This window comes from Pelagibius sp. (assembly GCF_028281305.1).
Taxonomy (GTDB): Bacteria; Pseudomonadota; Alphaproteobacteria; order Kiloniellales; family Kiloniellaceae; genus Pelagibius.
This window is the reverse complement of the sequence record NZ_JANQKD010000086.1, coordinates 1-21549: the sequence shown is the minus strand read 5'-3', so window position 1 is coordinate 21549 and position 21549 is coordinate 1. Positions and strand designations below refer to the sequence as shown.

The 21549-nt window shown below is 64.0% G+C and carries 22 protein-coding genes and 1 pseudogene; 7 read left to right on the top strand and 16 right to left on the bottom strand.

Features of this window, described 5'->3' with window-relative positions; all coding sequences use genetic code 11:
- Positions 1 to 138: 138 nt before the first annotated feature.
- From Q0982_RS16680 to Q0982_RS16660, 5 genes are all read right to left on the bottom strand, one after another.
- Entirely contained in the window at positions 139 to 981 is an 843-nt protein-coding gene (locus Q0982_RS16680) for a protein-glutamate O-methyltransferase CheR (RefSeq protein WP_299397385.1), read from the bottom strand.
- Positions 978 to 2135 carry a chemotaxis response regulator protein-glutamate methylesterase gene (locus tag Q0982_RS16675; protein WP_299397384.1) on the bottom strand — a complete coding sequence of 386 codons (1158 nt, stop codon included), beginning with the start codon at positions 2133 to 2135 and terminating at the stop codon, positions 978 to 980. The genes Q0982_RS16680 and Q0982_RS16675 overlap by 4 nt, the downstream gene beginning before the upstream one ends.
- Positions 2135 to 2500, bottom strand: a complete 366-nt coding sequence (locus tag Q0982_RS16670; RefSeq protein ID WP_299397383.1) for a PleD family two-component system response regulator — start codon at positions 2498 to 2500, stop codon at positions 2135 to 2137. The genes Q0982_RS16675 and Q0982_RS16670 overlap by 1 nt, the downstream gene beginning before the upstream one ends.
- 90 nt (positions 2501 to 2590) lie before the next feature.
- The gene (locus Q0982_RS16665; RefSeq protein WP_299397382.1) at positions 2591 to 3088 is read right to left on the bottom strand and encodes a chemotaxis protein CheW; all 498 of its coding nucleotides are present in this window, start codon (positions 3086 to 3088) and stop codon (positions 2591 to 2593) included.
- Complete coding sequence (locus tag Q0982_RS16660; RefSeq protein WP_299397381.1) at positions 3085 to 6042, bottom strand: chemotaxis protein CheW; 2958 nt, start codon at positions 6040 to 6042, stop codon at positions 3085 to 3087. Before Q0982_RS16660 ends, Q0982_RS16665 begins: the two co-directional genes overlap by 4 nt.
- A gap of 611 nt (positions 6043 to 6653) precedes the next feature.
- Between Q0982_RS16660 and Q0982_RS16655 the strand changes: the two genes are divergently transcribed.
- Positions 6654 to 8312, top strand: a complete 1659-nt coding sequence (locus Q0982_RS16655) for an iron ABC transporter permease (protein WP_299397380.1) — start codon at positions 6654 to 6656, stop codon at positions 8310 to 8312.
- Between the two features lie 312 nt (positions 8313 to 8624).
- Here the strand turns inward: Q0982_RS16655 and Q0982_RS16650 are convergent, their stop codons facing one another.
- Positions 8625 to 9656, bottom strand: a complete 1032-nt coding sequence (locus Q0982_RS16650; protein ID WP_299397379.1) for a Fe(3+) ABC transporter substrate-binding protein — start codon at positions 9654 to 9656, stop codon at positions 8625 to 8627.
- A gap of 76 nt (positions 9657 to 9732) precedes the next feature.
- Here Q0982_RS16650 and Q0982_RS16645 point away from each other — a divergent pair, with 76 nt between their 5' ends.
- The 3 genes from Q0982_RS16645 to Q0982_RS16635 all read left to right on the top strand — a co-directional run bounded on the left by Q0982_RS16645 (position 9733) and on the right by Q0982_RS16635 (position 12350).
- A complete protein-coding gene (locus tag Q0982_RS16645; protein WP_299397378.1) occupies positions 9733 to 9927 on the top strand; it encodes a hypothetical protein in 195 nt (64 codons plus the stop codon).
- A gap of 71 nt (positions 9928 to 9998) precedes the next feature.
- Positions 9999 to 10586: a hypothetical protein gene (locus Q0982_RS16640; RefSeq protein ID WP_299397377.1), complete on the top strand. Its 588-nt coding sequence runs from the start codon at positions 9999 to 10001 to the stop codon at positions 10584 to 10586.
- 69 nt (positions 10587 to 10655) lie between these two features.
- Positions 10656 to 12350, top strand: coding sequence for a methyl-accepting chemotaxis protein (locus Q0982_RS16635; RefSeq protein ID WP_299397375.1), 1695 nt, complete (start codon positions 10656 to 10658; stop codon positions 12348 to 12350).
- Positions 12351 to 12400: 50 nt separating this feature from the next.
- Here the strand turns inward: Q0982_RS16635 and Q0982_RS16630 are convergent, their stop codons facing one another.
- Positions 12401 to 13033, bottom strand: a complete 633-nt coding sequence (locus Q0982_RS16630; RefSeq protein ID WP_299397374.1) for a histidine phosphotransferase family protein — start codon at positions 13031 to 13033, stop codon at positions 12401 to 12403.
- 88 nt (positions 13034 to 13121) lie between these two features.
- On the opposite strand from Q0982_RS16630, the gene Q0982_RS16625 reads away from it, so the two are divergent.
- Positions 13122 to 13301, top strand: coding sequence for a DUF3553 domain-containing protein (locus tag Q0982_RS16625; protein ID WP_299397372.1), 180 nt, complete (start codon positions 13122 to 13124; stop codon positions 13299 to 13301).
- Entirely contained in the window at positions 13294 to 14514 is a 1221-nt protein-coding gene (locus tag Q0982_RS16620; RefSeq protein ID WP_299397370.1) for an ankyrin repeat domain-containing protein, read from the top strand. Before Q0982_RS16625 ends, Q0982_RS16620 begins: the two co-directional genes overlap by 8 nt.
- A 45-nt stretch (positions 14515 to 14559) precedes the next feature.
- Here the strand turns inward: Q0982_RS16620 and Q0982_RS16615 are convergent, their stop codons facing one another.
- On the bottom strand, positions 14560 to 14853 hold the full coding sequence (locus Q0982_RS16615; protein ID WP_299397368.1) for a Crp/Fnr family transcriptional regulator: 294 nt from the start codon (positions 14851 to 14853) through the stop codon (positions 14560 to 14562).
- Positions 14854 to 14907: 54 nt separating this feature from the next.
- Positions 14908 to 15168, bottom strand: a pseudogene (locus Q0982_RS23860) (Crp/Fnr family transcriptional regulator); the annotation flags it as partial.
- A 636-nt stretch (positions 15169 to 15804) separates the two neighbouring features.
- On the opposite strand from Q0982_RS23860, the gene Q0982_RS16605 reads away from it, so the two are divergent.
- Positions 15805 to 16422, top strand: coding sequence for an RNA polymerase sigma factor (locus Q0982_RS16605; protein ID WP_299397365.1), 618 nt, complete (start codon positions 15805 to 15807; stop codon positions 16420 to 16422).
- A 64-nt stretch (positions 16423 to 16486) separates the two neighbouring features.
- Here Q0982_RS16605 and Q0982_RS16600 read toward each other — a convergent pair whose 3' ends face one another.
- From Q0982_RS16600 to Q0982_RS16570, 7 genes are all read right to left on the bottom strand, one after another.
- Positions 16487 to 16609, bottom strand: coding sequence for a hypothetical protein (locus Q0982_RS16600; protein ID WP_299397363.1), 123 nt, complete (start codon positions 16607 to 16609; stop codon positions 16487 to 16489).
- 88 nt (positions 16610 to 16697) lie between these two features.
- Positions 16698 to 18059, bottom strand: coding sequence for a c-type cytochrome (locus tag Q0982_RS16595; RefSeq protein ID WP_299397362.1), 1362 nt, complete (start codon positions 18057 to 18059; stop codon positions 16698 to 16700).
- 79 nt (positions 18060 to 18138) lie between these two features.
- Complete coding sequence (locus Q0982_RS16590; RefSeq protein ID WP_299397360.1) at positions 18139 to 18834, bottom strand: hypothetical protein; 696 nt, start codon at positions 18832 to 18834, stop codon at positions 18139 to 18141.
- 253 nt (positions 18835 to 19087) lie between these two features.
- Positions 19088 to 19447 carry a hypothetical protein gene (locus tag Q0982_RS16585; protein ID WP_299397359.1) on the bottom strand — a complete coding sequence of 120 codons (360 nt, stop codon included), beginning with the start codon at positions 19445 to 19447 and terminating at the stop codon, positions 19088 to 19090.
- Positions 19448 to 19497: 50 nt separating this feature from the next.
- Positions 19498 to 20613 carry a formate dehydrogenase subunit gamma gene (locus tag Q0982_RS16580; protein WP_299397358.1) on the bottom strand — a complete coding sequence of 372 codons (1116 nt, stop codon included), beginning with the start codon at positions 20611 to 20613 and terminating at the stop codon, positions 19498 to 19500.
- 141 nt (positions 20614 to 20754) lie between these two features.
- A complete protein-coding gene (locus Q0982_RS16575; RefSeq protein ID WP_299397356.1) occupies positions 20755 to 20946 on the bottom strand; it encodes a hypothetical protein in 192 nt (63 codons plus the stop codon).
- Positions 20947 to 21155: 209 nt separating this feature from the next.
- Positions 21156 to 21549, bottom strand: a 394-nt coding sequence (locus Q0982_RS16570; protein WP_299397355.1) for a 4Fe-4S dicluster domain-containing protein, incomplete at its 5' end; no start/stop codon positions are given.

Sequence of the window (21549 nt, the reverse complement as noted above, 5' to 3'; positions counted from 1 at the left end):
AACAGGGCCGGCTCCTCTCGGAGGCCGGCCCGTTTTCTTTCCAGAGCTGCCGTACCCAAAACTGCAATGGCTGTGGCGGAATGCCTCTACCCGGATGCCTCTGCCCGGATGCCTCTGCCCGGGAGCCGTTGATTGGCGTCAGCCAGCCTTGCGATCGAGTTCGGCCGGGGTATCCGACAGGCGGTAGATGCCGCGCTGGCCGGGGATCACCTCGAAGGCATCGGAGATACCGAGCACCGTCTCGGCGCCGCCAAGATAGAGGAAACCGTCGTTGGGCATAATCTGCGCCAGACGACCCAGGACCTGGCCCTTCGTCTCCTGGTCGAAGTAGATCAGAACGTTGCGGCAGAAGATCACGTCGAAGCGCCCCAGGCTGGAGGGGCTGTCGAGCAGATTGAAGGGCTGGAACTTCACCATCTGACGGATCTCGTCGCTGATCCGCCACTTGTCCCCTTCCTGCGTGAAGTACTTCATCAGGAGGGTAATGGGCAGGCCGCGCTGGACCTCGAATTGGGAGTAAAGCCCATCCTTGGCCTTGCCGAGGATCTCGGTCGAGAGGTCCGTGGCGACAATGTCGAAGGTCCAGCCGGCGAGCTTCGCGGCTTCCTCCTTCAAGATCATCGCCAGCGTGTAAGGCTCCTGGCCGCTCGAGCAGGCTGCGCTCCAGATGCGGAACTTCTTCTGCCCGCCCCGCGTCTCCAGCAGTTGCGGGAGCACCACATCCTTGAACTGCTCGAAGGGCCGGTTGTCACGAAAGAAGAAGGACTCGTTGGTCGTCATCGCTTCGGTAACGTCGACGATGACGCGCTCATCCTTCTCGTTGCGCATCTTGGCGATCAGCGCCTCGAAGCCATCGAGATCCCACTTTCGCGCGACCGGATTGAGGCGGCTCTCGAGGAGATAGGCCTTTTCCTGCGTTATCACCAAGCCAGAGCGCTGGTACAGCAACTGCGCGATGAATTCAAAATCGTCTACGTTCATGCCGCCGACCTCATGATCAACTTGCGGACCTGGGGTCCGATTTCCTTGAGCGGAAGGACTTCCGAACAGAGACCGCTTGTCGCGACGGCCCCCGGCATGCCCCAAACAACGCTCGTCGCCTCATCCTGGGCAATAACAGAACCACCCGCCTCGACAACCTTCTCCGAACCTTTCTGCCCGTCGCTGCCCATCCCCGTCAGGATGATGGTCAACAGGCCGGAGCCGTAGAGCGACGCCATCGATCGGAGCATGGGGTCGACCGCCGGACGGCAGAAGTTCTCGGGCGGGTTCTGGTTCAACTTGATACGGTCCACGGTGCCGTCGCGCTCGACAACCATATGATAGTCGCCCGGCGCCAGGTAAATTCGGCCCGGCTGAACGACCTCCCCATCGACGCCCTCCTGGGTGGGGACGCCGGTGGCCCGGCCAATGTGCTCGGCCAGCAGGGTGGTGAAGGTCGCCGGCATGTGCTGCGTGATGAGAATCGGCACCTTCACGCTGGCCGCCATATTGCCGAGAAGTTCCAGGAGTGCCTGGGGGCCTCCGGTTGAGCTTCCGATCGCAATAATGCGCGGGCAGACCATCGGCCCTTTCCGCAGAACGACCTGCCGTCCGCCATAGAGGTTGCCGCCGGCGCCGGGCGCCGCAGCGGCCTCGACGGCCGGCGCCGCTGCTTCGCTGCGCGGTGCCGGTGCCTTGCGGTTGGCCCCAGCCAGCGCTTTGACCTTCGCGGTCAGCTCACGCTGAAAAGTGTCGGCCGAGGTCAGCTCGCTTCGCGAACTCGGCTTGGTCACATAGTCGGCCGCACCGGCCTGGAGCGCACGAAGGCTGACCTCTGCGTTCTTGCGCGTCAGGGCCGAGGCCATCACGACGTGAACGCCCGGCTGCGCGGCAAGCAGTTTGGGAAGCGCTGTCAGACCATCCATCACCGGCATTTCGATGTCGAGAATGATGACATCGACGGTCTGCCGATCCAGCGCCTTGAGAGCCGCCTCACCGTTGCCGACCGAGGCCACGACCTTGATGCTGTTGTCCGCTTCCAGGGACCGGGTCAAAAGACCGCGGATGACGGCGGAGTCATCCACCACCATCACCCTAAAGCGGTCGTCGCCCGATTGATCCCCGCCGCTACGCGCGGCGTCAACATCCTGCATCAGATAAGGCCTACCTGAGTGAATTTCGATTCAATGATATCGCTGTCAAACGGCTTCATGATGTACTCATTCGCCCCTGCTTCCAGAGCCTGGCGAATGTGGCTCATATCGTTCTCTGTCGTGCAGAACACGACCACCGGCTGCTCGTCACCGCCGAGCGCCCGCAGCTCCTGCAGGAACTCAAGGCCGTTCTTCACGGGCATGTTCCAGTCCAGCAGAACGGCGTCCGGCATCTGACGCTGACACGCCTCCAGCGCCTTCTGACCGTCTTCCGCTTCTTCCGTGCTGAAGCTAAGTCCTTCCAGGATCTTGCGCGCCACCATACGCACGACCTTGGAGTCATCTACGATCAAGCAAGACTTCATTTCTCGGCTCCAACTTCCTCTCCGGTTGTAGGCCTTGACGGACTAATGCGGCTTGGCCCGACCGGAATCCCCACTATGCGATAGACTGAGCTAGGCCGCCTGGACGCGGTCGTAGTCCAGGAGACGGTTGACGTCCAAGACGACAAGCAGTTTCTCGTCCAGACGATAGATCCCCGCAGAGTAGTCCCGGAACTTCGGGTCCAAGGTCGGGGGGTTGCGCTCGTAGTCGCTGGCATTAAGGGCCAGGACCTCGCCGACGGAGTCGACCATCAGGCTGTACAGCTCGCCGTCATGTTCCGCGACGATGCTCATCGAGCTCGCGCGCTCCTTGGGCGGCAGGCCCAGACGCAACCGGACATCCATAGCCGTCACAATGCGGCCACGCAGATTCAGCGAACCTGCAATCTCGGGCGGCGCCAAGGGAATGCGCGTGATGTTGTGCGTACTCAGCACGTCCTGCACCTTGAGAACCGGAATGCCGAACAGCTGATCGGCAATCACGAAGGTGACGAAGTCCTCGGTGTCGCTGAACACAGTGGCAAGAGCACCCTGCTCTTCGCCGTTCGTGGATTGGCTGTCGCTGCTCATGCCGCACCTCTCAGATCAGCAATCGTATCGTGCAAAGTGGTCAAAAGGGCTTCGCGATCAGTCTTGGCGACATAGTCGCGGAAGCCGGCGTCCCTGCCCCGCGCAAGATCGGCGGGGTTGGAGAAGCTGGAGAGCGCTACAATCGGCGTATCCGACCAGCGCGAGTCCGTGGTCACCTTCTTGGCGAACTCGAAACCGTTCATCCCCGGCATCTCGATGTCGGAGATGATGACATCGAAGTTCTCGCCGGCCTCGCAGAGCTCAAGAGCGGCATCCGCGGATTCCACGCAGATGACATCGTAGCCGGAGACCGAAAGCAGGGGCTGCAACATGTTGCGGAAGAAGGGGCTGTCGTCGACCAGCAGCAGTCGGCGGCCCGAGGTCTCTTCATCCGTCGAAGGTCGCTCGGCGGCAAACCAGTCGTGGAACGCCTGAGTCAGGTAGTAACCCGCATCGACAACGTCGGTTGCCTTGTTGTCGATAACCGCGGTGCCGATGTAGCCCGGCCGGTCGGAAGACAGCTCGATGTTCATACGGTCCTCCACAATGTCGACGATCTCCTCGACCACCAGGCCCATGGTCCTGTTGCGATCGGCGAAGACCAGGACCGGCTGGCGGCCCTCCTTGCCAAGCTCCCGCGCCGGCTGCATCTGCACCAAAGGCATAAGCTGGCCGCGGTACTGAACCACGTACTGGCCGTTGGAGAACTCCACCTGGGTAAGGTCGATCTCTTCGAGCCTGGCCACCAGAGCCAGCGGAACCGACTTCGGCGTGTCGTCGACCGCGCGGAAGACCAGCATTGCAACACTGTCTTCGCTGCTGATGCTGTGGCGGTCCTTGACGCCGTCGTCGGCGCCCTCGGCCACCGAGATTTCACCGGTCGTGGCAGCAATGCCGTTCGGGTCGAGGATCATGACGACACTGCCATCGCCCAGGATCGTGTTACCGGAGAACAGCTGGATATCGCGCAGGATCGGGGCCACCGGCTTGACGACGATTTCTTCGGTATCGAAGACGCGGTCGACGATGATGCCCATGGAGTAGGTGCCAATCTGCGCTACCACGATGAAGACTTCCTCGTCAGCGCTGTCCGCGTCCGGCTTGTCCTCTTCAGAAGCAGCGACAGAGTCCTTGACCTCTTCAGCAGACTTATCGTCCGCCTCGGGAGCCTCAGTAGCTGCCGTTTCGATGTCGCTGTCAGGCACTTCCTCCGGCTTGACCAAAACCGCCGGGTCTTCGAGTTTCAGGAGGTCGCGCAGGTTGACGAGCGGCAGCAGACGGTTGCGAAGGCGCAGGACCGGCGTGTCATTGATCCGCTCGATCGTGTGCTCGGTGTGCGCCGAAGCGCGGACCAGCTCGACCACGGAAAGCTGCGGAATGGCAAAGCGCTCGCGGGCACATTCGACGATCAGGGCCGAAACGATGGCCAGGGTCAGCGGGATCTTGATGACGAACTTGGTGCCGCGGCCCTCGACCGATGTCAGTTCGATGGTGCCACCGATCTTCTCGATGTTCGTGCGCACCACGTCCATGCCGACGCCGCGCCCGGACACCGAGGTAACGGCGGCGGCGGTCGAGAAGCCAGCCTTGAAGATGAACTGCTGAATCTGCTGTTCGGTCATCGTCTCGAGCTCGGCTTCGGTCGCCAGGCCGTTGTCGATGCACTTCTGCTTGATCTTCTCGCTCGACAGACCCTTACCGTCGTCGGAGATCTCGATGATGATGTGGCCGCCCTCATGGAAGGCGTTGAGGATGACGCTACCGATCTCAGGCTTGCCGGCGGCAAGGCGGTCGGCGGGCATTTCAAGACCGTGGTCGGCAGAGTTCCGCACCATATGGGTGAGCGGATCCTTGATGAGCTCGAGAACCTGACGGTCCAGCTCGGTCTCCGCACCCTTCATCACCAGGTCGATCTTCTTGTCAAGCTCGTGGGCCAGATCGCGGACGATACGCGGCAGCTTGGCCCAGGCGTTGCCGATCGGCTGCATGCGCGTCGCCATGACGCCTTCCTGCAGCTCGGACACCACATGGTTCAGACGCTGGAGCGGCGCGGCGAATTCGCTTTCGCTCTGGCTGCGCAGGATCTGCAACAACTGGTTGCGCGTCAGGACAAGCTCGGAAACCATGGTCATGAGGTTTTCAAGCACATCGACGTTGACGCGCAGCGACTGGTTGGCGACCGAACCTTCTTTCTTGGCATCGCCGGCCTTGGGCTCGGCAGCCTTCTTCGCCGCCGGCTTGGCCTTCTCGGCGGCCGCCGGCGCGGGCTTCGGTTCCTCGGGGGCTTTCTGCTCTTCGGCCGGGGCGGCCGCTTCGGCGGGGGCCTCGGCCGGCTGCTCTGCGGCAGGCTCCTCGGCTTCCTTCGCAGCGGCTTCGGCAGCCAGCTCCTCCGGGCCCTTGGCCGCATTGAAGGCGGCCTCCAGTTCGTCCAGAGAGACCTCGCCGCTGCCGGCCTCTGCCGGCGCCTCGGCGGTGCTGGCAGCTTCAGGGGCAGCTTCAGGGGCAGCTTCAGGGGCAGCTTCGGCAGCTTCGGGGGCGGCTTCCTCAGCCGGCGCAGCCGCGGCCGGGGCGGCACCACCGCCCTCGGCGAAGGCGTTCAGGCGCGCAATCAGATCGGAGTCATCCCCCTCCGGCTCGGCCTCGGTGGCCTCGAGCTGTTCGAGAAGGATGCGGATCTGATCGATCGATTCGAGAATCAGCGTGACAGCCTCGGGCGACACTTCGATCTCACCGTCGCGGACCTTGCCAAGCACGTTTTCGCCGGCATGGGCCACGCTTTCCAGGCGCGGCAGGCCCAGAAACCCGCAGGTCCCCTTGATCGTGTGCATAAGCCGGAAGATGTTCCCCAGCAGCTCCTGATCATTAGGGTTCTGTTCGAGCTGCACCAGCTCGACGTCCAACTCCGCGAGGCTTTCGTTGGTTTCGGTTAGAAACTCACTGAGAAGATCATCCATCGCCACTGTCCCACGCTTGCCCGCATCCGGGCTGCCAAACAGGGGCGATCAGGCCTGTTTACCTTTGCCCCCAAACTGTCGCGTGACAGTGGCAAAGAGAAATTAAGATCCCCTTACCTAAGCGATTCCCTAAGCACCGGAAACCGCTTGGCTTTCTAACGCTGCAGCGCTTTTGCGCCAATTTGCCGGTTGTCCGCCGAGGCTTTGGGCCGCTTCTTTTGATGCCATTCAACTGTACGTAATGATTATGCGTTCGGATGTATGAGATTGCTTCTCATTGTCAGAAATCTCGGCTAATCTCCTGACCGCTCCGCTAAGGGCCTGGGCGGAGCGTCCGGGTCTCACCGCCAGAACCCCAGAGCCGAGAACTGCTGCGCTTTCTGGCCGCGGTTGTCGAATGCCGCTTACAGGGCCCTGACAGTATCAACCCCGCCGCCCTCCCCTCTGAAGGGGAGTCGGTTCAGAAAACGCCGGAATCCTTGGAAAAGCTCTCGCCTTCGCCTCTGCCTGCCGCCAAACCCTCGGAGCTCGCCGGGGGGTGGGCCGTCCCTGGACCGGCGGCGAAGGCAGGGCGCAGCCAGATGCGGGGCAGCCGGATGCGGGGCGGACTGATGCGGGGCGGACTGATGCGGGGCGGGCCGCTGACCTGGATTTCGGTGGCGGTTGCGGCCCTGTTCCTGATCCCGATCTTCGGCGTGTTGCTCAGCCTCACCCAGCCCGGCAGCGAGACATGGTCTCACCTGGCCGAGACGGTGCTGCCGCGCTACCTCTTCAACACGGCAGTGCTGGTGATCGGCGTCGGGCTCGGCGTTCCCATCATTGGGACCGGGACGGCCTGGCTGATCACCATGTGCCGCTTCCCTGGCCGGCGGGTCTTCGAATGGGCCCTGATCCTGCCGCTGGCCATGCCCGCCTACGTCATGGCCTATGCCTATACGGACTTCCTGCAGCCTGCGGGCCCGGTTCAGTCCCTGCTGCGCGATCTTACGGGCCTGAGCTTTCGCGAGTACTGGTTTCCGGAAATCCGCTCGCTGGGCGGCGCGGTCACCATGCTTATCCTGGTGCTCTATCCCTATGCCTATCTGCTGTCGCGCGCAGCCTTTCTGGATCAATCGGTCTGCGCCCTGGATGTCAGCCGCACCCTGGGCTGCGGTCCCTGGCGAAGCTTCTGGCGGGTCGCCCTTCCCCTGGCCCGTCCGGCAATCGTAGCCGGAACGGCCCTCGCGCTGATGGAAACGCTGGCCGACTACGGCACGGTCTCTTTCTTCGGCGTTCCGAACTTCACGACTGGAATCGTGCGGGCCTGGATTGCGTTCGGGGATCGCACAACGGCAGCACAGCTGGCATCGATCCTATTGATCTTCGTTTTCGCTGTCCTGCTCTTCGAAGCCCAAAGCCGGGGCAAGGCCCAGTTCCACCAGGCCACGAACAAGTATCAGCAACTGCCCGGCTATCGCCTCCACGGCATGGCAGCCTTTGCAGCCTTCAGCGCCTGCCTCCTGCCGCTGCTTCTCGGCTTTCTCCTGCCGGCAGGCGTGCTCCTTTCCATGGCCCTCGAAGCCGGCGACGGACAGTTCGGGCGCCGCTACTTCGAGCTTGTCGGAAACAGCTTCATCTTGGCTCTGGTCACGGCCGTCCTGGCCGTCCTCCTTGCCACCCTGATGGCTTACGGCCGCCGGCTCCAAGGGGGCTGGCTGGTGACGGCCTCGCACCGGCTGGCTTCCATGGGCTATGCCTTGCCGGGAACCATCATCGCCGTCGGTGTCCTCATACCCTTTGCCGCCTTCGACAATGCGTTGGATGGCTGGCTGCGGGCGACCTGGGGGATTTCAAGCGGACTGCTCCTGACAGGCGGCATCGCAGCCCTGGTTTTTGCCTACCTGGTGCGCTTCCTTGCGGTCTCACTCAACACGGTGGACAGCGGCCTCGGCAAGATCCGCCCGTCGATGGACGACGCCGCCCGCACCCTGGGGGCCCGCCCTATGGCGGCGCTGATCCGGGTGCACGCGCCGATCATGTGGCCCAGCATGCTGACGGCAGGCCTGGTGGTCTTCGTCGACGTGATGAAGGAACTGCCGGCGACCCTGGTGATGCGTCCCTTCAACTTCGACACCCTGGCTGTCCAGGCACACAACTTCGCCGCCGACGAGCGGCTGAGCCAGGCGGCCACGCCGGCTCTCACCATTGTTGCCGTCGGTATCCCGCCGGTCATTCTGCTGAGCCGCGCCATCGCGCGGGGCCGTCCCGGAGAACCGGGCGGCGCGGCGTAGCGCCTCCCAGCCCCTGGCTGAGCAGCCGGACCGAAGGGCCTCGGGCGTGTCCGGCAACGCGCGCCGGGGCCGCGCAGCCAGAACCGCAAAGTTCGTGCATTCGGACCAGTAGCGGCGCTGATCCTCCAACATCAGGCCAACATCAGGCCAACATCAGGCCAACATCAGGCCAACATCAAGATCGTTCCCTGCCGCAGCGCCAGCGCCGGAAAGTCGTCGTCCCGCCCTCTGCGCCGGCGGCGGCGCAAAAAAGGCCCCGCCAAATGGCGGGGCCTTCGGTACTGGAGCTTCAAGAAGTAGTCGGATGACTGGTCAGTTCCAGCCTGCCCGGTCGAAGATCTTCTGGGCGTCCGGCTGGTTCTCGCCGTAAACAGCCACGTTCAAGGCATCGGTCTCGAAGTTTCCAAGCGACTTCAAAGCCTCATTCGGCTCGATTCCGGGTACCACCGGATACTCGTTGTTGCCATCGGCGAAGTAGCGCTGGGCCTCGGCGCTCGCCAGGTACTCGAGGAACTTCACCGCTGCTTCCTTGTGCGGGGCGTTCTTCAGCACGCCGGCGCCGGAGACGTTCACATGGGTCCCGCGGTCTCCCTGGTTCGGGAACACCCAGCCGATCTTCTCGGCCAGCCCCTTGTCTTTTTCGCCGGGGTTGGTCATCAGGCGGACGAAGTAATAGGTGTTGCCGACAGCCACTTCGCACTCACCGGCGCCGATGGCGCGGATCTGATCGGTATCGCCGCCAACGGGGTCGCGGGCGAAGTTCGCGACCATACCCTTGGCCCATTCCTCGGCCGTGCCCTCGCCATGGGCTGCAATGATCGAACTCATGAGGGACAGGTTGTAAATGTTGGAGCTGCTGCGGATGCAGACGCGACCCTTCCACTTGGGATCGGCGAGGTCCTCGTAGCTCTTGATCTCGTCCGGCTGCACCTTGGCTTTGTCGTAGTAGATGACGCGGGCGCGCGTTGAGAAGCCGTACCAATGCCCGTCGGGATGACGCAGGTTCTCGGGAATCGCATTGGTCAGCGCATCGCTGTTCACGGGCTGGAAAAGCCCCTCCTGGTCAGCCCGCCAGAGCCGCCCGGCATCGACCGTCAGAAACACATCCGCGGGGCTGTTGGCCCCCTCGCTCTTGATGCGTTCGATCAAGGCATCGCCCTTACCCTCGATGCGGTTGATCTCGATTCCGGTTTGCTTGGTGAAGTTCTCGTAGAGCGCCTCATCGGTCTGGTAGTGACGCGACGAGTAGAGGTTCAAAACCTCCTGTGCCTGGGCGGACGTGCCGAGCGCCACCACTGCAGCACAAACGGCGGCTGCTAGAGCCCTCCGGCGGCCAACGATCATTGTAATCCTCCGAGTGTTTCGTAATGCCCTGAACGGGCTTCAACGCGGATGATAGTCATTCTCAATGAATGAGTAAATGAAAATCATTCGCACTCGCGCTGCGGACTGCGCGGAGCGCAAGGCGCACGCTGAAGTCCGGGAATCTGCGCTGCGGGAAAAATCTAAACAATCAGACTATAATCAAAACCAAGTAATAAATCCCGACAGGATTGAATTACAAGCCAAAGAAACCGTCAACGACGCTAACGCAAAATTAAATGGATTCGAATGAATGTGCCCCTGAAGTAAATCGGCGCACAACTGCGTGCCGCTGCTTTGGGGAACACTATTGGAGCAATGAAAATGTCTAAGACCAGCCTCTTGAAGGGGATTCTGGCGGGCGCGGCCGTTTCTGTCTTCGCCTCTGCCGCTCTTGCCAGCGACGAGCACGTCGCGCCGATGACCGAGTTTGCGAACTCCACGGTCAAGAACTGGATTGCCGACAGCATGGTGGTGGATGCCATCAAGGCCCAGAACGAACGTCATGCCGGCCTCTCCCAGGCGGACATCGACAAGATGGACAAGGACTGGCGCGCCCAGACGGACGCCAGCAGCCGGCCGATGATCGATGCCGTCCTGAGCAACGCTCTCTCTGCCTATCTCAACAAGCAGAAGGAGAGCATGCAGGGCCTCGTGACCGAGATCTTCGTGATGGACAATCGCGGTCTCAATGTCGGCCAGAGCGACGTGACCTCGGACTACTGGCAGGGTGACGAAGCCAAGTGGCAGAAGACCTACAGCGCCGGTCCGAATGCGATCTTCATTGATGAAGTCGAGATGGACGAGTCGACGCAGACCTTCCAGTCGCAGCTCAGCATGTCCATCATCGACCCGGCGAGCGGCGAGGTTGTCGGCGCGATCACGATCGGTGTCAACGTCGACGCTCTCTAGGCTCTGAAGGATCGAAACGGTTTTGAGCAGTAATCCGGCCGGGCGGTTGGCTGGCCGAAGGAGTCCCCTATGACCGACGCGAAAACGTCAACCTCACCCTCCTCCGGTGCCGAAAAGGCCCCGCGCGCCCGCTCGGCCGGATTTTCCAGACTCTCCGTCGTCCGTAAGGTCATTCTGACCGTCGCGGCGATGGCCTCTCTGGTGCTCATTACCCTCGTTGCCATCGGGATCAACCAGACGAGCCGGGTGCTCGTAGCGACCGGCGAGGCCGGGTTCACCACGATGACCCGCCTCATCACCAACAACGCGGCCGGCGGTATCCGCTGGAAAAAAGCGGAGTCCATCGAAGCCGCCTACATCGATTTCGCCAATGCCGAGGATACGGCAATCGCCAACGTGGTTGCGCTGGATAAGGAAGGAGCGGAACTGATCCGCTTCGACTCCAGCTCTCTGCCACACGGCGACATCGCTGCCTTCGTGGAGAAAGCCAGGGGCTCGGAAGAGCGCCTGGTGGAAGAAACGCCGACGCACATCCTTATCTCCAGCCCTGCCCTCTCGCCCAAGGACGGATCCTTCATCGGATCGGTTATCATTGCCTGGTCGATTGAGCAGCTGAACGCGGAGATTACTGCCGCCATGGTGCAGCAGACTGCGGTTGCGCTGATTGCGCTGGCGCTGCTGGTCACGCTGTTGAGCATGATGACGTCGCGCCTGGTCGGCAAACCGCTGAAGATGATGACCGACACCATGGGCCGGCTAGCCGATGGCGACACCGGGGTCGAGGTTCCGGCAATGGAACGCCAGGACGACATCGGCGACATCGCCCGCATGGTGCAGACCTTCAAAACCAATGCCATTGAACTCGACCGTTCGACGGCAGCCCGGGAAGCGGAGAAGGCCAAGGCTGAGGAAGAGAAGCGCAAGGCCATGAACAGTTTGGCCGACGACTTCGAATCGAACGTCAAGGCGGTTGTCGAGGGTGTCGGCGCGGCCTCCGACCAGGTCCAGTCCACGGCCCAGTACATGTCGGAAACGGCGGAGCGCGCCAACCGCCAGACAGCCGCGGTGGCCTCCGCGACCGAGCAGGCCGCCAACAACGTCCAGACCGTCGCCAGCGCCGCCGAGGAGCTCAGCGCTTCCATTCAGGAGATCAGCCGGCAGGTGGCCCAGTCGACCAAGATTTCCAATGCCGCTGCCGATCAGGCCCGCAACACCAACAGTGAAGTGGAAATGCTGGCTCAGGCGGCCCAGAAGATCGGCGACGTGGTGACCATGATTCAGGACATCGCCGAGCAGACCAACCTGCTGGCCCTGAACGCCACCATCGAAGCCGCGCGGGCCGGCGAGGCCGGCAAGGGCTTTGCCGTCGTCGCCTCGGAGGTCAAGCAGCTGGCCACCCAGACCGCGAAGGCGACCGAAGAGATCCGCCAGCAGATCAACGACATCCAGTCCGCAACCGGCGGCGCGGTGGACTCGATCGCGCAGATCACCTCGACCATCGAAGAGGTCAACGGGATTGCCGCCGGCATCGCCGCCGCCGTGGACGAACAGACCGCAGCCACGCAGGAGATCTCCCGCAACGTCCAGTTGGCCTCCGCCAGCACCAACGAGGTCTCTTCCAACATCGGGGAAGTGACCAACGCCGCGGAGGCCTCCGGTGAGTCGGCAAAGACAATGCTGAGCGCGGCCAATGATCTTGCCGGCCAGTCGTCGACCCTGCGCACGCAGGTGGAGAGCTTCCTGACCAGCGTGCGTGCCAGCTAATCCGCGGCACGCGGCTCACCCAGCGGTTAGGCGGGCAGTCAGGTGGGCGGTCAGGCGGGCAGCGCCACCTTGAGCCGCAGCATGTCCTCACCGGGCGTGTCGATCTCCAGATCGCTGCCCAGCCGTTTTGCGAGAACCCGCGTGAAGTAGCTGTGCGCCCCGCGCGGGCTCAACTCGCCGATGTCGATGTTTTCGTCGAGCCCGGCCAGGCTCTCCGGGCGCAGATGGGCGTCCTGCCCGCTGGCGGTGACGATCAGGTCCCGGGGACCCGCCTCCCCGCCGATCTCAACGGTCAGCTTGCCGCCCCTCGGCAGCGCCTCATGCGCCAGCGCCACCATGTTCATGACCATCTTGCCGGCGCCATCGGGCAGGCCTTCCGGCGCCGCGACGGTTGCCCAATCGAGTTCCGACTTGGAGGCTTGCAGCAGGCCCGCAGCGAGATCGCGCAGCGGTGTGAGATCGGTTCCGACCCGGGCGCCGGCCATGCCATAGGCGAGCCGAAAGAACTGCAGAATCGCCGAGGCCTGGCGGGCGGAATTGCTGGTCAGCTGCATTGCGTCATCGGCCATGCCGAACTCATCGTCGGCCAGAAGCTCCAGCCCGTTGCCGACGGCCCCGATCGGCCCCACAAGATCGTGGCAGAGGCGCGACGCCAAGAGTTCCGCGACGCGCAGATCAATCATTGTTTGCATGCTTTACAGGTCCCACTCGCTAGCCCCGAAGTAAACATCCTTATACACTAACTACTGAGCGAAAACAGCGAGGCGAACCATGACCTTACATCTCAGCCCCGGCATGCGCGTGCGCCACCCCGGCCGGCCCGAGTGGGGTGTGGGGCAGATCCAGTCGGTGGTCGCTGAAAGGGTGACGGTGAACTTCGAAAACGCTGGCAAGCTGCTGATCATCGCCACCGAGGTCGACTTGGAGATCGTCGGGGAAGACCGTGCCTAGCCGCGCAGCGGTGCAGGGCCGGCTCTTTCGCTTCGCCCGGATCCTCGGTCTTTCGGTGATCGTCGGCGCAATCTCGGCGCCCGCCGCCACTCTCGTCTCCTCCCCCGCCTTCGCCCAGTCGGTGCCCGACCAAGCCCTGCACCAGGCCGCGCGCAGCGACGACACGGCGCTGGCCGCCTTTGCGCTGGAGCGCGGGGGCGACCCCGAGACGCGCGACCAGTTGGGCAATACGGCCCTTCAGGTCGCCGCGATCTATGGCAGCGCCGGGGTGGCGGCCGTGCTGCTGGACGGCGGCGCGGACCCTGCCGCGGTGACGCCCGACGACGACTGGACTGCGCTCCATTACGCGGCTTACGAGGGTCACGACCGGGTCGTCCAGGTCCTGATCGAGGCCGGTGCCCCCCTGGAGGCCCGGGAGCGCGACTACGGCAACACCCCCCTGCACGTGGCGGCGCGGCGCAACAAGCGCGCGGCGGTCTCGGTGCTGTTGGCCGCGGGAGCGGATCATGAGGCGCGGGACCTGCGTGACGGCAACACGGCCCTCATCAACGCAGCCTTCGATCCCCTGGCGACGACTGTCGTCGCCGAGCTGCTGGCCGCCGGAGCCCGGCCGAATACAGCAGCGGACGACGGCATGACGGCACTGATGGCAGCCGCCCGCGCGGGTGCGGAAGGCAGCCTTCAGATGCTGCTGGCCGGCGGCGCGGAAGCCGGCAGCAGACGGCGCGACGGCTGGACCGCGCTCCACCTCGCCGCCGCCCACGGCCACACCCCTTTCTTCGATGACCTCGTTGCCGCCGGCGCCGCGGTCGATCAACGCGCCGCCGAGGGAGAGACAGCTCTCGGCCAGGCGATCCAGGCCGGCCATGTCGACAGCGTCATCGCCTTGCTGGAAGCCGGAGCGGGCATCGAGCAGCCCGGGCGCAGCGGCCGGCCGCCGGTGGTGCTTGCCGCCATGAACGGCCAGGCCGGCGCGCTCTATGTGCTGCTCAATGCCGGCGCCGACACCGATGCGCGCGAGGCGGAGACGGGCAACACCGCCCTCATGCTGGCCGCCAACCGGGCACGCCTGGAGGAGGTCCGGCTGCTCCTGGCCGCCGGGGCCGACGTGACCTTGAAGGCCAAGGACGGCTGGACCGCCCTCCAGGCCGCGACGATGATTGGCGACGAAGAGATCGCGGCTCTGCTGCGCCAGGCAGGCGCCCGGGAGTAGCCCCACGGGCAGAGGTCTGACCGCCGCGCTCTTGACCTGGATCTCTCAGGAATTCAGAAGTTCGACCGTGCGGTCCTTGCGGCTGATCAGCCCCTCGTCCTCCAGGACCGCCAGGGTGCGATAGACGACCTCGTGGGAAAGGCCGATCTCGTTTGCGATCTCCTTCCACGAATCCTTGATGACCAGTCTGTCTTCGCCGGGCTCGCGGATCCAGTCGAGATAGGTCAGCAGCCGCGCGCGCGCCGACTTCATGGCGACGATCTCCAGCCGCGCATGCAGAGACTCGATCTGCCGCGTCAAGTGGGCCATGGCCCTGATGCTGACCGCACAATCCGTCATCAGGCTCCGGAGGATCTCCCGCTTCGGCGCCACCTTCACCCGCGAAGGCCGCTCCGCAACCGCATCGCAATGATAGACGTCCTCGAAGAGGGAAGCCTCGGCAAGCGTTTGCCCCTCCCGCGCGGTCTGCAGGCACAAGATCGAACCTTCCGGCCCGTATCTGACAAGGCGGACGCGGCCGGAATCGACGAAGTAAAGGCTCTCGACAGGATCCCCGGCAGCGAAGAGATGCTGCCCGACCTCAAGGTCGCGATGGCGCACCGGCCCCTTAAAAAGAGGCTCCAAAAGATCACTGAACTTCGGCGGCTGGCTCATATGATTGCGATCATACACGCTTCCTTTCACCTCTGTCATCTTCGTCGCGTGAAGACCAATTGCTTTTTTGAATCCGAGCGCCCGGATTTCTCTGCCTATGTCTTCGCGGAGATTGGTTGACCTGAACTCCTTTGGCTGATCGCCGCAGCCAAGAGGAGCAGGAAGATCATCGAGCAGCTGGCCTCGGATGATTGCGGCGGCGTGCTTGCATGAAGTGGCATTGCCTGCGGATCCTTTCGGTCCGCGGAACGGGAGCGTTCGCCCAGGTGCTCGCGGTCCCGAGCGCTTGTGCTGAGTCACCCTCCGGGGGATTTGAGTATGGGATTGAGTGAATGAAACACCGTTACAGACCGCCGGTCGCAGGCAATGCCTGCAGGAAGACATGAGCGCGCAGGCGTCGATACCCGCCAACGCCCGCAGACCGCTGCAGCCATTCCCAGAAACCGGATCGCTTAAACGATCTGCCGGGAGCCTTCGCGTGAACAACAGGAGACCTGTCCGACCACCTGGATGCTGACCGCACTGTCGGTCAAGGACCTTCGATCACTCTCACCGTCGCCGCAGAAAGCTTGGAGTCATGTCACGTGATTCTCGGTACGGGGGTCTTTTGCGCCCGTTACCCCCAATGGTTGGAGAATGCTGGAGCCGCCGCCAGTGCAGGGCGGCGGAAAGTCGGTCGTGACCGGACCCGGTACAGGGCCGAAGGAATGCGAAGAGCGCGCGCTCCTGAACCAGATCGCCGCCGGTGATCAGCGCGCCATGAACCGCTTCTATGCTCTCTATCAGAAGAGGGTATTCGCCTTCGTGCTCAATCGTCTGAAGGACAGCAACGAAGCCCAAGAAGTGGTCAACGATGTGATGTGGGAAGTCTGGAAGAGCGCCGGCAGCTTCGAAGGGCGATCGCGGATTTCTACCTGGGTCTTCGGCATCGCATACTTCAAGGCGGTGGACCGCCTGAGAAAGCGAAAAACCGTCGAGACGATCGAGTTGGTGCCGGACAGTCTCCAAGACGACGGACCGGACGCCGTGTCTGCGGTGTTCTCCGAGGAGGTGTCGCAGGCCGTCGCCAAGGCGATGGGGGATCTGTCCCCCGAGCAACGCGCGCTGGTCCACCTGGCGTTCTTCGAGGACCTGAGCTATGGCGAGATTGCCGAGATCGTCGCCTGCCCCGTCGGTACGGTAAAGAGCCGAATGTCCCGGGTTAGATCGATCCTGTCGGGTGCGCTCGCAACCCTACGCGAGACGAACCCGTGAAATGCGATCAAGGCTCCCGCTGCATCCGGATGCAGCGGTCTTGACGGCTTTTCCCGACAGCGGATTACAGACGCACGTTGGAGGTCGAGAAGAGGTCTGCCGAGCTGACGCCGTAGAAGCTCAGAATGACGGCGCTCAAAACCGCAATCAGGATGGCGACGACGCTTCCGATGACAACTGATTTCATGGGTCCTAGATTCCTCGCAAGATAAAGCTCCAGTCCGAACCTCACCGTCGCATGGCGCGGTGGGTGCAGGACGCAGGAGGCGGTCGGGTCATTGGCCGAGCCTTTCCTGTACTGGCTCGGCACCTGTGGTTGGTTGTGCGGGGCCGGTCACCTGCTTGAGATAGGCGATCAGTTCCGCACGGTCTTCGGCCGAAGGCATGCGCTGAAGCGGCATCTTGCTGCCGGGCGTGTAGCGGTCGGGCCCCTCGTCGAACAGCCGGTCGATGGTCTCTGCGCTCCAGATGATCGAGCTTCCGCGCAGCGCTGCGGAATAGTTGTAGCCCTCCACCGTGCCGGCACGCCGCCCGAAAACACCGAACAAGGTCGGCCCCGCACGGTTGGCGCCGTCTGCTGTCGTGGTGTGGCAGGCGACACAGGTCCGGAACAGCTTGGCACCGCGGCTGCTGTGCTCCACCGCCCCGGAGGCGGCGGCAACCGCCGGCTCCCCTTCGGCCGCGCCCTCCCCGGCATCGCTTGGGCCGATTTCGCTGCGCGCCTCCAGGTCCCAAAGTCGCGTGACCGAGTCGGCGCCTGCTGAAAGCAGCTGCCGCCCGTCGGGCGTAAAGGCCAGGGCCCAGACCGGTTGGCGATGACCGGTGAGCGAGGTCACGATGCGGCGCCCCTCGATGTTCCAAAGATTGACGGTGCCATCGACCCCCGCGGAAGCGGCAAAGCGCCCATCCGGCGAGACCGAAACCGCAAAGACCGGCCCGTCATGACCGCGCAGAACCGCAAGCTGGTCGCCGGTCGCCAGATCCCAAAGGCGCACCGTTTCGTCCACCGAAGCGGAAAGCGCGTACTGGTCGCCCGGCAGGAAAGACAGGGCATTGACCCCGAAGTCATGCCCCTCCATGACCCGCAGCAGTTCCGGGCGCTGGCCATCGGCTGACAGGGACCAGAGGCGGATCGACGAATCATAGCTGCCGGTCAGGAGATAGCGGCCGTCGCGAGAGAAAGCGACCGAGTTGACGTTGCTGCGATGCTCGTCGAGGACATGGGTGGCCTGCCGGCGGGTCAGGTCCCAAAGGCGCACGGTCTGGTCCCAGCCGGCCGAGGCGGCGAGGCGCCCGTCCGGCGCGACGGCAACTGCTGCGACCTTGCCCTGGTGGCCTTCGAAGACATGCTCCAGCCTGCCGCTCTGGAGGTCCCAAAGCCGCAGCGTGCCATCGTCGCTGGCCGACAGAGCCTGGCGCCCCTCACCCGCCAGGGCGACGGCATTCACCGCCCCCTCATGATCGTTGAGAACCTGCAGGGCGCGCTGACTTGCCAGGTCCCAGACGATCAGGCTGTAGTCGAAGCTGGCCGTGACGGCGCGCGATCCGTCGGGCAGCACCGCGACGCCCTTGACGAACCCGCCGTGGCCGCGCAGCTCGGCTTGTGCGGCGGTGCCCGCCACAATCAGGGGAAGCACAATCAGGGGAAGCCTAAGAAGCGTGGCGCGGCAGCAGCCGCGCAACATCGCGAGCGCCACGGAAAAGGCGCGCAGCGGATCAGCGTGCTTCGAAGGGTTCATTGGCCGTCGATTTGCCGAGGTTATCGACCAAGGGCGGCACCATGGCGCGCGCCACCCGCTCCGCATCCGGGGACTGCAGTTCGTAGTAGGCATCGCCCTGCCACAGCACCTCGCCGTTGGCCTGATCGCGCAACACGGCGTTGATGTGGAAAACGCTGGTGCCGACGCTCTGGGCTTCCTGGCGCCCACCCAGAACGCTGTCTTGCGTGTTCGACCAGACATTCACGTTCACGTCGACCTCCACGTCGTCGCTCCCGTCCTGGCGGGACGGATCGTCCCCTCTTCCCGAGCGGGCGGAGACACTGCCGAGGCTCGGGCGCCGCGGGGCCTGTTCGACCGGAATGATCTTCGACTCAAACAGCAGCAGCAGACCGGTCTCGGCCTCTGCGACTTTGCGTTCATTGGCCTGCAGCTCCGTCTCGAACTCGGCCTTGAGCTGCAGATTGAGATCGTTGTCGTCATAGGGCGTGACGGTGATCGGTGCGGCCGCGGAGAAGTCCTTGAAGGCCTGGCTGGTGATCATGCCCGGTGCCTGCGGTCCGCCGGCCCCGTCAGCCTGGGCCAACTGAACGTCGGTCGCAGCGGCGAGGTCCGGCCCCGCGACCAGCGCAGAAACGACGATACCGATCCCCGCGGCAAGCGACGCGACCGAGACCCTCATGGTTCTGGCCAATGTGTTCCCCAGGCCCAGTGCGCTCCTCAGGCCCAGTGCGCTCCTCAGGCCCAGTGCGCTCCTCAGGCCCAGTGCGCTCCCCAGGCCCAGTGCGCTCCCCAGGGCATCTCCACGCATAGCGCCTCCACGGCAGTCGGCCGGCGTTCGACAGAGCTCGCTCATGACAAACGCTGGCAACCGGGTGAAGTCAAGAAACCTCCTTGGGTCATGCCGACAAGGCGGTTCCGCGCAGCGCCTTTCATCTCCGACGCCCTCAGAAAGGGCGCCCGCCGCCGGCCGCCGGCGGCGGAAGATCGTAGCCGCTGTTGCGGTGGCGGAACGACGGCAGCAGATCGCCGCTCTCCTGGTCGATCGCCAGAATGTGCACCTGGAAGGTTGCGTTGCTCGAGCCTTCGGGCTGCATCACGGTCAGCAGCCAGATCGCGCGGCCGTCGCGTTCGCCAGGGCGCACGCGCAACACCTCGACGCCGAACTCTTCGGCGATGCGCTCGGCCGCTGCTTCCTTGGTCACCGCCGCGGTTGCCGGCGAGGACAGCATCAGAGGGACCGCGATCACGGCGACCGTGGCGATGATGCCAAGGCACAGGCTGCGAAGCGGCTTAGGGCACACCATCGGGTCGACCTCCTTTCTTGCCGGCTCTTGCCGGAAGCCTTCCGGCCGGCCTACTCGGCGGGTTGCGAGCGGTTGCCGGTCACCTGGGCTGCCCAGACCGAATGGTGCTCGCGCGCCCAGTTGGAGTCCACCTGTCCGCTGCCCATGGCATCGAAGGCGCCTTCCATGCCGACGGAGCCGATGTAGATGTGACCGATCACAATGGCGATCAGCACCAGCGAGACGATGGCGTGCCAGACCTGCGAGAGCTGCATCTCCTGGAGCATCGTCAGCTGCGTCGGCAGGCTGAGGCCGAAGATGTTCAGGAACTCGAAGGTCTTGCCGAAGAAGGCGAACTCGAAGGGGAACATCAGGGCGATCCCCGAGACGCTGACGGAGCCACCGCCGAGAATCACGGCCCAGAAGATGAACTTCTGCCCGGCATTGAACTTCGCAGCCGGCGGATGCACACCCTTGGAGAAGAGCCCGCCGCCCTTGGCCAGCCATTGCAGGTCCATCTTGTTGGGAATGTTGTGGCGCACCCAGAGCACGAACATCATCACGACGCCGACCATGAAGGCGAAGGAGAGGAAGTTATGCGCGTACTTCCCGCCGATGCTGATGGCGGTGAAGATCTCCGGCCCGAGGACCGGCAGCAGCACATGGCGCCCGTAGAGCATGTTCAGCCCGGTCAGGGCCAGAACGATGAAGGAGACGGCGGTCAGCCAGTGAGCCGTCCGCTCGATGAGGTTGAAGCGCTCCACCGTCGTTCCGCTGGGACCGGCGTCGATCTTGATGCGCCCGCGCAAGACAAAGAACAGCGCGACGACGATGATGATCCCGAGCATGGTCCAGGCGCCGTAGACCGTGACCGGCCCGTTGCGCCAGGCGCGCCAGTTGTCGCCTTCCGACTGGATGAGAAAGGCCGCCTGCGGGTCCGGAATCGAGACCGTCCCCGCGACGCCGCCGCGCACGGCGCGCCACATTTCGCTATCGGCCTCGCTGCCCAGCACGTTGCCGGGCACCTCTCCGCCGGTCGGGCTTTCCTCGGCCACCGGCGTGCTCGACTGCTGCCCCCAGGCCGCGGAGGTCAGGCCGCCGAAGGCGAAGAGGACCGCGGCCAGCAGCACGACGGCAAACGGCAGAAGGCTGAAAACGCGGTCGGCGCGGGCTGCGGCGGCCGGCATTGCATGTCTTTTGTCAGCAAGGCTTCGCATCACAAAACTCTTCGTTCAGCGGGTTGTTCCATGGGTTCGGTGAAGGGTTCCACGCGATCGGCCGGGCCACCCTTAGCAACAGCCGGGGTCCGCACCTTTGGCCGCACCGGGCTAGTCGCCCTGCAGCGACGTGCGGGACCGCAGGATTTCGCGGGTCTCTTCGGAAATCTCTGTGTCTGCCGGCCCCAGGTAGGTTCCCTTCTCGTAGAACAGCATGCGCCCCTGTTCGTCCTCGTCGCAGGCCGCAAGGCCAAGCATCAGGACCGCACCAAGAGATAAGGGAATCAAGGATTTCAGCGCCATAACGACTCTCACTCCTCCGATCGAGGCAAGCAGCACAAACGGTTATGGTTAACTCTCTGCTTATGGAGACGATGGGCCTGTCGCCCCTCGCCACCGCTTCATGTCGTTCCACGCGGTCCGCCGGGATGGGAAGGGGCGGCGCAGAGACGCCGCCCCCCTCATCACGAAGTTACCCGTTCAGGCACTTCGAATGACTCCCGGAAGCCGGATCAGGATCCGGACTTCTGGTCGTAGGCGGTACCCCAGCCCCAGGCGCCGGACCCGAAGCCGCGGGCGACGACGCGCTCGCGGTAGATGTCCGACACCATGTCGCCGTCGCCGGCGAGCAGGGCCTTGGTCGCGCACATTTCCGCACAGAGCGGCAGCTTGCCCTCGGCCAGGCGGTTGCGCCCGTAAGCCGAGAACTCCGCTGCGGACATGTCCTCTTCCGGCCCGCCGGCACAGAAGGTGCACTTGTCCATCTTGCCGCGGCTGCCGAAGTTGCCCGCCTGCGGATACTGCGGTGCCCCGAAGGGGCAGGCATAGAAGCAGTAGCCGCAGCCGATGCAGAGGTCCTTGGAGTGCAGCACGACACCGTCCTCGGTCTCGTAGAAGCAATCCACC